Origin of the sequence: Panacagrimonas perspica (genome assembly GCF_004364935.1) — a bacterium.
GTDB classification, from domain to species: domain Bacteria; phylum Pseudomonadota; class Gammaproteobacteria; order Nevskiales; family Nevskiaceae; genus Panacagrimonas; species Panacagrimonas perspica.
The window spans coordinates 119,507-134,639 of the sequence record NZ_SOBT01000009.1 but is presented as its reverse complement, the minus strand read 5'-3'; the positions used below and the strand labels follow the sequence as shown (position 1 = coordinate 134,639).

Genomic DNA, 15,133 nt, shown 5'->3' with positions numbered 1-15,133 from the left:
TCGAGGTTTCTCATGAAAGTCCGTACTTCCGTCAAGAAGATCTGCCGCAACTGCAAGGTCGTTCGCCGTTCAGGCGTCGTCCGTGTGATCTGCACCGATCTGCGTCACAAGCAGCGTCAGGGCTGAAGACCGGGTTGCCCGGTTTACGCCTAGTCCGTACAATTCGCGCCCTTTTTCGCGCGCCCTAGATTCTGGAGTTCCCGCGTCATGGCACGTATCGCCGGCGTCAATATCCCCGACAAGAAGCACACCGTGATTGCGCTGCAGGCGATCTACGGAATCGGACCGACTCGTGCCAAGGCGATCTGCGCCGGGGCCAAGCTCGATCCGACGATCCAGGTGCGCAATCTGACGGAAGGCCAGCTCGACGCCCTGCGCGCCGAAATCGGCAAAGTCACCGTGGAAGGCGATCTTCGCCGCGAAGTTTCCATGAGCATCAAGCGCCTGATGGACCTGGGCTGCTACCGCGGAACGCGTCACCGTCGCGGTCTGCCGGTTCGTGGTCAGCGCACGCGCACCAACGCTCGCACCCGCAAGGGCCCGCGTCGCGCGATCAAGAAGAACTAATCGAGTAAGAGATGGCTACCGCCCCGAATTCCGCTGGTTCCAAACCGCGCGCCAAGCGCGTCAAGAAGAACGTGACCGATGCCGTTGTGCACGTCCACGCTTCGTTCAACAACACGATCGTGCTGATCACGGACCGCCAGGGCAACGCGATTTCCTGGTCGACCGCCGGCGCCGCGGGTTTCAAGGGTTCGCGCAAGTCGACCCCGTTTGCCGCGCAGGTCGCCGCCGACAAGGCCGCGCAGGCTGCTGCCGAACACGGCGTGAAGAACGTCGAAGTGCGCATCAAGGGCCCCGGCCCGGGTCGTGAGTCCGCGGTTCGTGCGCTGAACGCCGCAGGCTTCAAGATTTCGAACATCACCGACGTGACGCCGATTCCGCACAACGGCTGCCGTCCGCCCAAGCGTCGTCGCGTCTAAGTACGGAATAGATCATGGCTCGTTACATTGGTCCCAAGTGCAAGTTGTCCCGTCGTGCCGGTACCGACCTGCTGCTGAAGTCGCGCGGTCGTTCGCTGGAAACGAAGTGCAAGCTCGATACGCCTCCCGGCCAGCACGGTGCCCGCAAGGCGCGCCCGACTGAATACGGCACGCAGCTTCGCGAGAAGCAGAAGCTCAAGCAGATGTACGGCGTGCTCGAGCGGCAGTTCCGCAATTACTACCTGAAGGCCTCCGGCCAGAAGGGCGCAACGGGTCTGAACTTGTTGCTGATGCTCGAAGGCCGTCTCGATAACGTGATCTATCGCATGGGCTTCGGCCGCACGCGCGCAGAAGCACGCCAGCTGGTGAGCCACAAGGCGATCCATGTGAATGGCAAGTCGGTGAACATCGCCTCGTATCAGGTGCAGGTCGGTGACTCGGTGGAAGTCCGCGAGAAGTCGCGTGGCCAGGGTCGTATCGCCGAGTCGCTCTCCATCGCAGCGCAGATCGGCTTCCCGGACTGGCTCGAAGTGGACGAGAAGGGTCTCAAGGGCAAGTTCAAGGCGCAGCCGAGCCGCGACCAGATCCTGCCCGACATCAACGAGAACCTCGTCGTCGAGTTGTACTCGAAGTAAGGCGTCACCCAAGTTTCTCTCGCGGTACCCGGAAGGTCAGACGATTTGCTGTTCTGAAAGACGGTTACTCGCAACAACTAGAGGTTATTCATGCAAGGTTTCGTTTCCGAACTGCTCAAGCCGCGCGAGATTAAGGTCGAGGTCGTTTCGCCCAACCGTGCCCGCGTCGCCATGGAGCCGCTCGAGCGCGGTTTCGGCCACACGCTGGGCAACGCGCTGCGTCGCATCCTGCTGTCGTCGATCCCCGGCGCCGCAGTGACCGAAGTGCAGATCGAAGGTGTCGTGCATGAATACAGCGCGATCGAAGGCGTGCAGGAAGACGTCATCGACATCCTGCTGAACATCAAGAACATCGCTATCCGTCTCAATGCGCGCGAAGAAGCGACGCTGCGCCTCGAGAAGTCGGGCAATGGCCCGGTGACGGCTGCCGACATCCAGCTCGACCACGACGTCGAGATCGTCAACCCGGAACTCGTGCTCGCGCACCTGACCGGCGGCAAGATCAAGGCGACGCTCAAGGTCACGCGTGGTCGCGGCTATCAGCCGGTTGCTGCACTGGTCGGCGAAGCCGAGACCAGCACGGTCGGCCTGCTCAAGCTCGAAGCCTCGTACAGCCCGGTCCGTCGCGTCAGCTACGCCGTCGAGCGTGCCCGCGTCGAACAGCGCACCGACCTGGATCGTCTGATCCTCGACGTCGACACCAACGGTGGCATCGATGCGGCGGAAGCCGTTCGCCAGGCTGCCCGCATCCTGCGCGACCAGCTCACCGTGTTCGTCGACCTCGAAGCCGAAGCCAGTGCCGTTGCGCCGGTCGGCGTCAAGGGCGCCAGCGGTTCGCTCGACCCGATCCTGTTCCGTCCGATCGACGAACTGGAACTGACGGTGCGTTCGGCCAACTGCCTGAAGGCGGAGAGCGTGTACTACATTGGCGAGCTCGTGCAGCGCACCGAGAACGAGCTGATGAAGACGCCGAATCTGGGCAAGAAGTCGCTCAACGAGATCAAGGAAGCGCTCAAGGCGCACGACCTGGAACTCGGCATGCGTCTGGACAACTGGTCGGCGCCGAAGTCCGCGACCAACTAACAAAGCTAAAACTAGAGAACATCCCATGCGTCACGGAAATGCCGGCCGTACCTTTGGCCGCACCAGCAGCCACCGCAAGGCCACGATGCAGTCGGTCGCGGTTGCCCTGTTCAAGCACGAGCTGATTCGCACCACGGTGCCCAAGGCCAAGGAGCTGCGTCGTCTGGCCGAGCCGCTGATCACGCGCGCCAAGGAAGACAGCGTCCACAACCGCCGCATCGCGTTCTCGCGACTGCGTGATCGCGAGATCGTGCAGAAGCTGTTCACGGATCTGGGTCCGCGCTACGCGAAGCGCCCGGGCGGGTACACGCGCATCCTGCGCTGTGGCTTCCGTCCCGGCGACAACGCGCCGATGGCATACGTCGAGTTGGTGGATCGTCCGGCTTCGACCGGCGAGGCGCCTTCGGCCTAAGCCGTTTTCGGTATGCCGTTGTGACTGTTCGGGCGCCGCAAGGCGCCCGAATCGTTTGCGGAGCTAGTTGTTGGCCGGATGAGGCATCGATCGCCGGCTCCTGTGCCGCGATGAGAAGGCCAAGACGTCGATCGGCTGGCGATAGCGCTCCGTGCCCGAAAAGCCCCCTAGGCTCGCGGTCCTCGCACGGCCGCCATCAGTGATGCGACTGCGCCTCGCCGTCGGTTGCTGTCTGAACCGCGAAACGGGCCTCGACGACGCGCTTTGACCCATCAGCGGCGACGAATTCCAGGCTCATCGGAATCTCCTGCACCGGATTGCCGGCGTCGAGTTGCGCGCCCATCAGCATCAAATGCTTCCCGCCCGGCTCGAAGCTCGTCCTGCCCCCGGCGGGGATCTCCACGTTCTCGATCTGGCGCATGCGCGACATGCCGTCCTCCTCGCGCGTCTCGTGCATCTCCACCGACGAAAAAGACGGGCTGCTGACCGCACGCAGCTCGACGGCCGTCGAACCGGCGTTGAGGACGTCGAAGTACGCGGCCGCCATTGGCGCGCCAGGCGGCGGCAACAGCACGCGGGCATTGCTGACCTGAGGGAGAGCGCCCGCGACCGCAGAGGCCGGGCTGGTGGTCGCAGGCGTCTTGTCGCATGCCGCGACGAGCGCCAGGAAAGGGAGCGCCAGCAGCAACAGCACGGGCTTCACGGACATGGTGGGATCAGGGACGAGCGAACGGACCGGGATTATCTCAGGTGCGACGGCGCGCCCGTACTGCGGAGGCGCTCCGGTCGACTGGTACCCCTTCGCCAGCGAAGGCAGCCGGCCGTTCCTACTCGAGCGCCCGCGATTCCAGTCTCTTCCCGGCCACCCGAGGGGCCTCCCTGCATCGCGCCGGAGGCCATTTTGCTAGCATTCGCGCCCCTCGACGTGGTTGTAACAAGTCATGAAGCCGGTCACTGAAAACACCCGAATCCGCTCCATCCGCGCGGTCTCGACCCCCGCCCAGGTGCAGTCCGAATTGCCGCTCTCCGATGCGGCCGCCCAGACCGTGCTCCAGACGCGCCGCGAAATCCAGGACATCCTGGCCGGTCGCGACGAGCGCCTGCTGGTCGTCGTCGGGCCGTGCTCGATCCACGATCCGAAAGCCGCGATGGAATACGCGACGCGCCTGAAGGCGTTGCGCGAGCAGCTCAAGAAGAACCTGCTGATCGTCATGCGCGTGTACTTCGAGAAGCCGCGCACCACGGTGGGCTGGAAGGGGCTGATCAACGATCCCGATCTCAATGACGGTTACGACATCGATCGTGGCCTGCGCATCGGCCGCAAGCTGCTGCTCGATCTCAACGACATGGGCATTCCGGCGGGCGTCGAGTTCCTCGACATCCTGACGCCGCAGTACCTGGCGGACCTCGTCGCCTGGGGTGCCATCGGCGCGCGCACGACCGAATCGCAGCTGCATCGCGAGATGGCGTCGGGCCTGTCCTGCCCGGTCGGATTCAAGAACGGTACCGACGGCAGCGTGAAGGTCGCCGTCGACGCGTGCCTGTCGGCGCGCTCGCCGCACCGCTTCCTGTCGATGACCAACAACGGTGAAGTCTCGATCTTCGAGACGGCCGGCAACGAGGACTGCCACATCATCCTGCGCGGCGGCAGCTCGGGAACCAACTACGACGCGGCCAGCGTCGAGGCGGCCAGCACCGCGATGGTCAAGGGTGGCCTCAAGCCGCAGGTCATGGTCGACTTCAGTCACGCCAACTCGAGCAAGCAGCACAAGCGCCAGGTCGTCGTCGGCCAGGACGTGGGTGCGCAGATCGCCGGCGGCGAGACGCGCGTGATCGGCGTGATGATCGAGTCGCACCTCGTCGAGGGACGCCAGGACATCGGGCCGCGCGACAAGATGGTCTACGGCCAGAGCGTCACCGACGCGTGTATCCACTGGGACGACAGCGTCGAAGTATTGCGAGGCCTGGCGGGCAGCGTCGCGCAGCGTCGCGATCGTTTGGCCAAGACGGCGTGAAGCGGCTCTCGTAGCCCGGACTCGGTTCGGGCTATCAAGGCGTGAGGCAGCCATCCCGGGCTTCTTCCGGGCTACGGATCGTTACTGACGTATCCGGCTTCGTTCGCAGCGGCTTGCTTCGCCTCTTGCGTGTGCCGAGCGGCGGGCTCACGCTGGACACGCGAAGCGTCGCGCGACAGAGAAGAGAAAGCGAGGCGCGCCGTGCCGGACCTACTACGCTATCCGCCGTCGTGATTCCGTCATGAGAGAGCTCGAGTTGGACGCGCGGATGAGCGCCGAATCCTGGGCGCGGATCGAGACTCTGTTCGACGAGACGATGACGCAGCCGCCCGCGCAGCGCGGAGCGTGGCTGGAGCAACGCACGGGCACGGACGAATGGCTTCGACGCCACGTGAATCGGCTGATCGAGCAGGCCGGCGTGCCCGACGACGCCACCGAGCACCCGCAACCAGTGGCTGCGCACAGCGGAACACCGACGCAGGGCGCTGCGTCCGATACACAGATCGGTCGATGGCGACTCGGCGCCCTGATCGCCGCTGACGGAACGAGCGAGCTGTACCACGCCGAGCGCTCCGACGGCGCGGCTCATCCGCAGGCCGTGCTCAGGCTGATCCCTCACGAGGCGGTGGAATCGCCCGACCGCTTTGATGAGCAGCAAAGGGTGCTCGCGCGGCTCGATCATCCGGGCATCGCGCGGCTGATCGACGCAGGTGTCGCACGCGATGGCCGGCCGTTCATCGTCGTCGAGTGGATCGAAGGCTTCCCGCTGACGCAGTGGTGCCGCACGCGCGGCGCCCCATTGTCGCAGCGACTGGAGCTGTTCCTGCATCTCTGCGAAGCGGCTGCGTATGCGCACCGCAACCTGCTCGTGCATGGTGATATCGAGCCGGAAAAAGTGCTGGTTACGACCGAAGGACAATGCAAGCTCCTGGATGTCGGCGTGGCTGCGCTTCTGCGCAACGACGGCTTGGAGGAGCGGCGTGTACAGGCTCCGATGACGCTGGCCTACGCATCGCCGGAACAGCTTGCGCGGGAGCCGGTGACGCCGGCGTCGGACGTGTATTCGTTGGGCTTGCTGCTGTTCGAGTTGCTCAGCGGCGAGAGGCCCTGGCATCGATCGCGGTCCTCGTTGCCCTTGATGATCGAGCGCCAGCTTCGTGCGGAGCCGCCGTCGCCGAGCAGCATCGCGCAGGCGCGTATCGATGCACCGATCGAAGCGCGCTGCCTGCGCGGCGACCTCGACGCGATCGTCGCTCTCGCGCTGCAGCGCGAGCCCGCACGTCGCTATCGTTCTGCTGCCGAGTTCGCGGACGACCTGCGTCGTCATCTCCAGGGGCGGCCCGTATTCGCAAGACACGAAACGCTCGCGTATGCGTTCGAGCGTTTCGTGTTCCATCACCGCGTCGCGGCGACGTTCATCGGAATCGCAATCCTCAGCCTGGTTTTCGCCACAGCTGTCGCGCTGTGGCACGCCAGTGAGGCACGCCTCGCTGGCGCGACGGCGCAGCGCGATGCGGTCCGCGTCGGCGCCGCCAGGGATTTCCTCGTCGACGCGCTGCGCGCTCGTGACCTGACCCGGGAACAGGGCGAACCGCGTGGCGCGAGCACGACCCGGGAGTTGCTCGATCTGGCCGTTCCCAAAATCGAGCAGCGGTTTCACGACGACCCGGACATCCAGGTCGAGTTGCTCGGCATGACCGCGTCGATCTATCGCGAATTGGGCGACCAGAAGCGCTATCACGAACTCCACGCGCAGGCGCTGGCGCAACTCCGGCGCATGCACCGGGATACACATCCTGCCGTCATCCAGGGTCTTCTCGACGAAGCGCATCACGCCAGCGAGGACGACGACGACGCCCGCGCGCTGAGGCTGCTCGCAGAACTCGATCCGCTGATCCGCAGGGCAGGCCTCGATAGCACGATGACGCGTGCGCGCTGGTGGCTGATCCGCAGCGGCCTTCACGAGAATGGGACTTGGGCTGATCCCGCGGCGATTGGAAAGGCGCTGGAAATGTACGAGCGGCTCGATCCCCGCGACGCCGGTTTCGTGGAATCGCTGATCGCGCTCGGTTGGCGTGATCTGCCGATCAACCCGGCGAAAGCGGAGCAGCATTTTCTGCGCGCGATCGCCGTCGTGCAGAAGAACCCGGAACAAGCTGAGCACGTGCCGCTGCAGTCGATGTGGTCGGGTCTCGCGCAAGCGCGGGACGATCAGGGCCGATATGACGTCGCGATCGAGGCCCGTGAGCGCGGCGCGGCGATGATCGAGACGATCTATGGTCCGGACGATGGCAGGACTCGTCTGGCGATCGCGCTGCATGCGTCGACGCTGCATCGCGACGGGCAGCGCGTGCCTGCGCTGGTGTTGTTCGAAAAACTGTTCCCAGTGCGGGGGAGTAGCCCGGACGAAGAAGACGCCCGCTATCTTTTTGCCGGGTGCCTTGCGGCCGAAGGTAGGCCGCGGGAAGCCATCGCCCTCCTCGAAGCCGCGCTCAAGAAAGGTGAAGGCGACCCGGGTGGCGGGCGCGAGCTGCGCCGCAGGCTGCTGATTCTTGGGGACGCCTACGATCGCGCAGACATGTCCGCGAAGGCACGTGACGCGTTCAGGAGCAACCTCGACGAGGAGCTGCGGCACGATGGCCCACAGGCTTCAGAGGCCATCAGCGTCGCACGCGAACGCTGGGGCCGGTTCCTGTTGGAGCACGACGGCTTCTCGGACGCGCAGCAGCAGTTCGACGATGTGCTCGCGCGGACCGGTGGCCGCAACGACGAGTTGGCGGCACTTGCCCACGGCGGAATCGCCCGGCTCGCTCAAGAGCGACAGGATTGGGATGCGGCCCTGGCGTCGAGCACACATGCCGTCGTGGGGTTCGAAAACATCGTGGGTGCGCGTGATGTCCGGACCGGCCCGTATCTCTGGCTGATCCACGCGGAATCCCTGCGGCGAGTGGATGATCTCCCCAGCGCGCGCATCTGGGCCGAGCGGGCGCTGGAAGCAAGCAAGCGCTACGACGCTCCGGGGGCGCCATCGATCCGGGCGGCGGAGCGGGCGCTCGCTCGGATCGGATCGTAGAGGGGGCGTTACGCCGATCCGATGCAGGCGCCGGCTGGGGCTCTAGCTGGCCACGACGAGCGTGGCGCGCGCGAAGCGGCGCGATCCCACCTGCAGCAGATAAGTCGCCCCGGGAACGAGCACGAGCGTCTTGTCTTCCACGCGCTGCTGATCGACGCGTACGGCGCGCTGTTCGACCATGCGCGCGCCTTCGCCGTTGCTCGCCACCAGGCCCGCTTCCTTGAGCACACGGGCCAGCGCGAGACCGGTGGCGGGTACCGCGATGGTGATCTCGGGAATCTCGTCGGGCAGCGCGCCCTTCGAGAACTGTTCGATGAATGCGGCGCGCGCAGCCTCGCCCGCGCCTGCGCCATGGAAGCGCGAGGCGATCTCCACGCCCAGTTCCATCTTGATGTCCCGTGGATTGGCGCCTTCGCCAACGCTGCGCTTCAGTCGTTCGACCTCGGCCAGCGGCTTGAACGACAACAGCTCGTAGTACCGCCACATCAGCGTGTCGGAGATCGACATGATCTTGCCGAACATCTCCGGCGCCGGATCCTTCACGCCGATGTAGTTGTTGAGCGACTTGCTCATCTTGTTCACGCCGTCCAGGCCTTCGAGGATCGGCACCGTGAGCACGCACTGCGGCCTCTGCCCATAGGCCTGCTGAAGATGGCGGCCCATCAGCAGGTTGAATTTCTGGTCGTTGCCGCCGAGTTCGACATCGGCTTTCAGCTCCACCGAGTCGTAGCCCTGCAGCAGCGGATACAGGAACTCGTGGATGGCGATCGGTTGGCCGCCCTTGTAGCGGTTCGAGAAATCGTCGCGCTCGAGCATGCGCGCCACCGTCTGCTGCGCCGCGAGACGGATCAGGCCATCGGTGCCGAGCTTGTCCAGCCAGTGAGAGTTGAACACCACCGTGGTGCGCTCGGGGTCCAGCACCTTGAACACCTGATCGCGGTAGGTCTGGGCGTTGGCTTCGACGTCGGCGCGCGTCAGCGGCTTGCGCGTCTCGTTCTTGCCGGTCGGGTCGCCGATCATCCCGGTGAAATCGCCGATCAGGAACACCGCCTCGTGGCCGGCGTCCTGAAAGGCACGCATCTTGTTCAGAAGAACCGTATGGCCCAGGTGGAGGTCGCGCGCGGTGGGGTCGAAGCCGGCTTTGATGCGAAGGCGAGTGCCCTTCTGAGCCGCTTCTTTGATCCGTGAACGAAACTCTTCGAGGGGAAGAATTTCGGAGGTACCGCGTTCGAGTTCTGCGAGGGACATAAGGGGTTTTCGGCGGTTTTTTGTCCGAGGTCAGTTCGAAACCGTCCGTCGGCGAATGCTCAGGTAATGGAACAGAGACCCGCAGGAAAGCCTTGCGCGACCTGTGGATTTATGGTTCTTTACGCCCCTGTTTCGCCCGAGTTGCAACCCGCGTCTTACAACTAATGCGCCGGGCTGGCCCGCTGGATACGTTCAGCGGACGAAAGTCTCAATCGAGTCAACAGGATGAAGCTGGATTATAGCTCAGTCGATCGGTCACCCCGTTCGGCAAGAAGGATCGTTTTGGCCGCCTCGGTATGCGTGGTGGGGCTAGCGATCCTGGTTTCACGAGAAAGTATTGCCAAGCGAGACCTGTCGACCCCGAGTTTTTCGGAGGACGTCGCGATCGCGGAGGCTGTGGCCTACGAACAGGCGATCCAGTCGGCTGTCTCGGATCCGCTGGTCGTCCCCGAAGCCAGCGAGTGGAGTTCGGTCCGCATCGAACCGGGCGAGACGCTCTCGACGGTCTTCGAGACGGAAGGCCTGGACACCGCTCAGTGGATGTCGATCCTCGAACTCGGACCCGACGCTCGCCAGCTCAAGCGGATCAAGGCCGGCGACACGCTGGAGATCCGAAAGTCCGGTGACGACCTTCTCGAGCTTCGCTACGAACTGGACGATCTGCGCACTCTGCACGTGGAGCGCGTTGGCGATCATTTCGAAGCGAATACCCTGACGGCGGACCTGGCGCGCAGCACGCGCACCATCACCGGCACCATCGACAGCTCGCTGTTCATCGCCGGCCAGAAAGCGGGCCTGCCGGTCCGGATGGTGATGGAACTGGCGGAGCTGTTCCGCTACGACATCGACTTCGCGCTCGACCTTCGTGACGGCGACCGTTTCACCGTCGTCATGGAAGAGCTCTACAAGGATGGCGTGAAGCTGCGTGACGGCGACATGCTCGCGGCGGAATTCGTCAACCAGGGCAAGGTTCATCGCGCGGTCCGCTTCAAGGACGGCGAAGGGCGCTCGGCGTTCTACACGCCGGACGGGCAGTCGCTGCGCAAGGCGTTCTTCCGTACCCCGCTCGACGTGGTGCGTGTCAGCTCGCCGTTCAACCTGCGCCGTCGCCACCCCATCCTCAACACCATCCGGGCCCACAAGGGCGTGGATTACGCCGCCAGCTCCGGCACGCCGATCAAGGCGACGGGTGACGGCAAGGTGGCCTTCATCGGCAACAAGGGCGGCTACGGTCGCGTCGTGATCCTCCAGCACGGTCAGCAGTACGAGACGCTCTACGCGCACATGTCGCGGTTTCGCGCCGGCATGAAGGCCGGAGCCAAGGTGAAGCAGGGACAGGTGATCGGCTACGTCGGCGCCTCGGGTCTCGCCACCGCACCGCATCTGCATTACGAATTCCGCGTCAACGGCGTCCACAAGAACCCGGTGAACATCGTGATGCCGCGTGCCAACCCGATCGCCCGCGCGCAGCTGCCCAAGTTCCAGTCGCAGATCGTGCCGCTGATCGCGCAGATCGAATCGGCTCGTGCCCCGCGCGTTGCGCAGGCGCCGGCCGCCATCCTGCCCGCAATTTCCGCCGCCACGCCCTGATATCGGGGCGTCCGGACATGGCGTTGGCCGCGAAGTGACGGATCTCTTCGCGGCAGGTCCGGTGGAGCAGTACATCGGGTTGATGTCGGGAACCAGCCAGGACGGCATCGACGCCGTTCTCGCGGAGTTCAAGGAAGGGCGCTTCGTTCGCGTCCTCGCCTCTCACTCGGGTCACTACACGGCGGATCTGCGTAGCGAACTCGTCGACCTGAGCCGGGAGGCCACGCCGGTTTCGCTGGCGCGTTACGCCCAGCTCGATCGTGCCGTCGCCGACGCGTTCGCCGATACCGCGCTCGCCCTGATCGAACGAGCTGGCGACAGAGCCGATTCCATACGCGCGATCGGCAGCCACGGGCAGACGGTCTTCCACGACGCCGTCACCATCGGCAACAGCCTTCAGCTCGGCGATCCATCCCGAATCGCGGTCCGTACCGGACTGACCGTCGTGGCCGACTTCCGGCGCGCCGACGTTGCGCTCGGGGGGCAGGGCGCTCCGCTGCTGCCGGTCTTTCATCACGCGCAGTTCGCGGACGCTGCGGAGCCACGGGCCGTGTTGAACCTCGGCGGCATCGCCAATCTCACGCTGATGCCGGATGCCGACGCGGGCAAGGTGCGCGGCTTCGATTGCGGCCCCGCCAACTGCCTGATGGACGAGTGGATCGAGCGTCACCTCCAGCAGACCTGCGACCGCGACGGCGCCTGGGCCGCGTCGGGCGAGATCGACGACGACTTGCTACGCGCTTGTCTGGCCGAGCCGTACTTCGAGCGCGACATTCCGAAGAGCACCGGCCGCGGATTGTTCAACCTGGGATGGCTGGAGGCACGCGACGTGCAGCTCGCGCAGCGCGATCCGGCGAACGTCCAGCGCACGCTGTGCGAACTCACGGCGTCGACCGTCGCAAGCGCGCTGCTTCGGCACGCACCCCGGACGCGGAGGCTCATCGCGTGCGGCGGCGGCACACGCAACGCATTCCTGATGGCACTCTTGCGCGCGCTGTTGCCGGACGTGGTGGTCGAAGATTCGGCGGCGCGAGGGCTCGATCCCCAGGCTGTGGAGGCCAGTGCCTTCGCGTGGCTGGCCTGCCGGCGCCTTCGCGGAGAGAGTGGAAATCTGCCGTCGGTGACGGGTGCGCGTCGCGCCACATCGCTCGGCGGCATCTACGCGCCCTGAGGCGCTTCAGTAGAGATCGATCGGGTCGACGTCGACCGACCATCGCACCCGCCGCGCTCCGGGCAGTGAGCCGAGTTGTGGGACGAGTTCCGCGAGCAGGCGCTGAAGCCCCATCCGATTCTGCGAGCGCAGCAGCAGCTGTGCGCGCACGCGGTTGGCGCGACGTTCCATCGGGGCCGGCACCGGCCCGAGCTTGTCGATCGATCGATCGCCAGGAATCAGCGCGGCAACCTTCTGCAGAAAGTCCTGCGCTGCGTCGGCATCCAGCGCATCGGCGCGTAGCAACGCCAGATGCGAGAACGGCGGAAAGCCCATGAGGCGCCGCTCTTCGAGCAGTTCCCGGCTCAGACCGGCGTAGCCATCGCGTAGCCATCGCTGGAGCTGCGGATGATCGGGCTGATGGGTCTGCACGACGACTTCGCCCGATGTGGCGCCGCGCCCCGCGCGGCCCGTCACCTGCGTGAGAAGCTGCCCCATTCGTTCGACGGCGCGGAAGTCGGAGCTGTAGAGCGCCTGGTCCGCGTCGATGACGCCGACCAGGGTCAGCCCCTCGAAGTCGTGCCCCTTGGCGAGCATCTGTGTGCCCACGAGGATGCGGATGTCGCGCGAGTGGATGTCCGCGAGCAGGCGATCGAGTTCCCCGGCAAGGCGCGCCCGATCGGAGTCGATGCGTTCCACCCGCAGATCGGGATACAGGGCGCGCAGGGCGTCCTCGACGCGCTCCGTTCCCTGCCCGACCGGGATCAGATCGGTGCTGGAACACTGGCCACAGCGCAGCGGCACTCGAGAGTCGCTTCCGCAGTGATGGCAGATCAGGCGGCCGCGTGCCCGGTGCAGCGTCAGTCGCGCGTCGCAATGCGGGCAGGGCGCGAGCCAGCCGCACTCGTGGCAGAGCAGAGCCGGCGCATACCCGCGGCGGTTGACGAAGAACAGAACCTGACCACCGGCTGCCAGATGCCGCGACGCGGTGTCGATCAGCTCGGCCGACAGCCCGTCGCGCAGCTTGGTGTTGCGCAGGTCGAGCAGGCGCGGCTGCGGCATCCGCGCCGCGCCGGCGCGGGCGTTCAATCGGTGATGCCGATAGCGCCCGCGTGCGACGTTGTGCAAGGACTCGAGCGAAGGGGTGGCGGATCCCAGGATGACCGGCACTGCGGCCCGCTGTGCGCGGACGATCGCGATGTCGCGTGCCGAGTAGCGGAAGCCGTCCTGTTGCTTGAACGAGGCGTCGTGCTCCTCATCGATGACGATCAGCGCCAGCCGGGGCAGGGGCAGGAAGACGGCGGACCGGGTGCCGATCACGACCGGGCAGCGACCTTCGCTGCAGGCCTGCCAGGTGTCGGTGCGAGCGCGCTCCGTCATGCCGGAGTGGAAGACGGCGACGCCGTCACCGAATCGTTGCCGGAAGCGCTCGACGAGCTGGGGTGTCAGGCCGATCTCGGGCGTCAGGACCAAGGCCTGCCCCTGCGCCTCGATCGCGGCCTGCACCCGATGCAGGTAGATCTCTGTCTTGCCGCTGCCGGTAACCCCTTCGATCAGGTCCACGCCGAAACCCGGCGGCTGACCTGCCAGCGCGTCAAGCACGACCGCCTGCTCGGGCGTTGGCGCCCGCTGCAACGCCTCACCCGCGGACGAAGGAGACCGCAATGCCTTCGGGGACTTGCGTCGGCGGATCGCCTTGCCCGGAAGCTTTCGCAATCCCGCGGGCAGTGCGGCGGCCAATACCTCGCCCAAAGGATGGCAGTAGTAGTCGGCAGCCCAGTTGCACAGACTCAGCAGATCAGCAGGTAGAGGTGCCCCGTTGTCGAGCACGGCTGTGATGGGACGACAGCGGATTTCGTCATCGATGGTGCGCTCGACGGCAGTTACCACGCCCACGACCTGCCGTCGTCCGAGCGGCACTTGCACCCGCATTCCGGGCACCAGTTCCAGGTCGCCCGGGAGGTAGTCGAGCGCGTGAAAAAACGGTGCTGGAACGGCGACCTTGACTCGATGTTCCGTCATGGTGCAGCGGTGTGGATAACTTTGTGTATCAGCAATGCTCGCCGAAATGGCGCCGCGGCGCCCCGGCCAATTTCCGTTCCGGACCGCGTCCGGATCGGCACAAATAAATTCTTTTTAAACCGGTACCTGCACGTGCATTGCAGCAGCGTGAAGCGGGCATGTCTTGACGTGACAAACACGCTGTGAGCAATCGCGCATGTGCATAAGACCTTCCAGCTCACTCGATTGGGGGAGCCAGACTGAATGACCCGGCCCCGATTCCGGCGCTCCAATTCGTAGGGCTCGACAAAGGACATTGGGGATGGGAGGTCCAAGGCGGGGCGTCGCGCAAGGCGACCGCACAGGAATTGGGTGAATGCACCAATGTGGTGCGATGTAGATCGCTTGAGCCGGTCGAATGACCTGAACAGTGCTTGAACGCGCTGGCATGCTCCGTGCTTTTTTGCCCTTGGCGCAAGGCCAACAGTTAGCAGCCTGTGCATTCTCAAAGCTTTTTCGCAGCTTGATCAAGGAGTTACTAAATGAAATTGATTACAGCCATCATCAAGCCGTTCAAGCTCGATGAGGTGCGCGAAGCGCTCTCGGAAATCGGAGTGGCCGGCATCACGGTGACCGAAGTCAAAGGTTTCGGACGTCAGAAGGGCCATACCGAGCTGTACCGCGGCGCGGAGTACGTGGTGGATTTTCTGCCCAAGGTGAAGATTGAGGTGGCCCTGGCCGATGACAAGGTCGACGCCGCGATCGATGCCATCAGCAAGGCGGCGCACACGGGGAAGATCGGGGACGGAAAGATTTTCGTTTTCTCGCTCGACCAGGCCATCCGCATCCGTACCGGCGAGACCGGCAAGGACGCGCTCTAGACATCAGCCGCAGCGCAGGGAGTCCGCCGGCCGGCCATGTGCCCCAGCCGACGCAGAAGCGC

Annotated in this window: 14 protein-coding genes and 1 pseudogene; 12 read left to right on the top strand and 3 right to left on the bottom strand. The window is 65.1% G+C overall.

The window, feature by feature from the left end; all coding sequences use genetic code 11:
* The first annotated feature begins 12 nt into the window (after positions 1–12).
* The 6 genes from rpmJ to rplQ all read left to right on the top strand — a co-directional run bounded on the left by rpmJ (position 13) and on the right by rplQ (position 3,113).
* Positions 13–126: a 50S ribosomal protein L36 gene (rpmJ, locus tag DFR24_RS12120; RefSeq protein ID WP_133881683.1), complete on the top strand. Its 114-nt coding sequence runs from the start codon at positions 13–15 to the stop codon at positions 124–126.
* An 81-nt stretch (positions 127–207) separates the two neighbouring features.
* Complete coding sequence (gene rpsM / locus DFR24_RS12115; RefSeq protein WP_133881682.1) at positions 208–567, top strand: 30S ribosomal protein S13; 360 nt, start codon at positions 208–210, stop codon at positions 565–567.
* 11 nt (positions 568–578) lie between these two features.
* Entirely contained in the window at positions 579–983 is a 405-nt protein-coding gene (rpsK, locus tag DFR24_RS12110; protein WP_133881681.1) for a 30S ribosomal protein S11, read from the top strand.
* Positions 984–997: 14 nt separating this feature from the next.
* Positions 998–1,618 carry a 30S ribosomal protein S4 gene (gene rpsD, locus DFR24_RS12105; RefSeq protein ID WP_133881680.1) on the top strand — a complete coding sequence of 207 codons (621 nt, stop codon included), beginning with the start codon at positions 998–1,000 and terminating at the stop codon, positions 1,616–1,618.
* 90 nt (positions 1,619–1,708) lie between these two features.
* Positions 1,709–2,701, top strand: coding sequence for a DNA-directed RNA polymerase subunit alpha (locus DFR24_RS12100; RefSeq protein ID WP_133881679.1), 993 nt, complete (start codon positions 1,709–1,711; stop codon positions 2,699–2,701).
* 25 nt (positions 2,702–2,726) lie between these two features.
* Entirely contained in the window at positions 2,727–3,113 is a 387-nt protein-coding gene (gene rplQ, locus DFR24_RS12095; protein WP_133881678.1) for a 50S ribosomal protein L17, read from the top strand.
* 196 nt (positions 3,114–3,309) lie between these two features.
* On the opposite strand, the gene DFR24_RS12090 is transcribed toward rplQ, so the two are convergent.
* The gene (locus DFR24_RS12090; protein WP_133881677.1) at positions 3,310–3,822 is read right to left on the bottom strand and encodes a copper chaperone PCu(A)C; all 513 of its coding nucleotides are present in this window, start codon (positions 3,820–3,822) and stop codon (positions 3,310–3,312) included.
* 232 nt (positions 3,823–4,054) lie between these two features.
* On the opposite strand from DFR24_RS12090, the gene DFR24_RS12085 reads away from it, so the two are divergent.
* The 3 genes and pseudogenes from DFR24_RS12085 to DFR24_RS24940 all read left to right on the top strand — a co-directional run bounded on the left by DFR24_RS12085 (position 4,055) and on the right by DFR24_RS24940 (position 8,201).
* Positions 4,055–5,128, top strand: coding sequence for a 3-deoxy-7-phosphoheptulonate synthase (locus DFR24_RS12085; protein WP_133881676.1), 1,074 nt, complete (start codon positions 4,055–4,057; stop codon positions 5,126–5,128).
* 241 nt (positions 5,129–5,369) lie between these two features.
* Positions 5,370–6,242 (top strand): annotated as a pseudogene (locus tag DFR24_RS25345) (protein kinase domain-containing protein); the annotation flags it as partial.
* A 504-nt stretch (positions 6,243–6,746) separates the two neighbouring features.
* A complete protein-coding gene (locus DFR24_RS24940) occupies positions 6,747–8,201 on the top strand; it encodes a tetratricopeptide repeat protein (RefSeq protein WP_246051642.1) in 1,455 nt (484 codons plus the stop codon).
* A 42-nt stretch (positions 8,202–8,243) separates the two neighbouring features.
* Here the strand turns inward: DFR24_RS24940 and tyrS are convergent, their stop codons facing one another.
* Positions 8,244–9,449, bottom strand: coding sequence for a tyrosine--tRNA ligase (gene tyrS / locus DFR24_RS12075; protein ID WP_133881674.1), 1,206 nt, complete (start codon positions 9,447–9,449; stop codon positions 8,244–8,246).
* Between the two features lie 396 nt (positions 9,450–9,845).
* Here tyrS and DFR24_RS12070 point away from each other — a divergent pair, with 396 nt between their 5' ends.
* Both DFR24_RS12070 and DFR24_RS12065 read left to right on the top strand, forming a co-directional pair.
* On the top strand, positions 9,846–11,039 hold the full coding sequence (locus DFR24_RS12070) for a peptidoglycan DD-metalloendopeptidase family protein (protein ID WP_246051641.1): 1,194 nt from the start codon (positions 9,846–9,848) through the stop codon (positions 11,037–11,039).
* Positions 11,040–11,073: 34 nt separating this feature from the next.
* Positions 11,074–12,210, top strand: coding sequence for an anhydro-N-acetylmuramic acid kinase (locus DFR24_RS12065; RefSeq protein ID WP_246051640.1), 1,137 nt, complete (start codon positions 11,074–11,076; stop codon positions 12,208–12,210).
* A 6-nt stretch (positions 12,211–12,216) separates the two neighbouring features.
* On the opposite strand, the gene DFR24_RS12060 is transcribed toward DFR24_RS12065, so the two are convergent.
* On the bottom strand, positions 12,217–14,211 hold the full coding sequence (locus tag DFR24_RS12060; protein ID WP_133881672.1) for a primosomal protein N': 1,995 nt from the start codon (positions 14,209–14,211) through the stop codon (positions 12,217–12,219).
* Between the two features lie 521 nt (positions 14,212–14,732).
* On the opposite strand from DFR24_RS12060, the gene glnK reads away from it, so the two are divergent.
* A complete protein-coding gene (gene glnK, locus DFR24_RS12055) occupies positions 14,733–15,071 on the top strand; it encodes a P-II family nitrogen regulator (protein ID WP_133881671.1) in 339 nt (112 codons plus the stop codon).
* Positions 15,072–15,133: the final 62 nt, after the last annotated feature.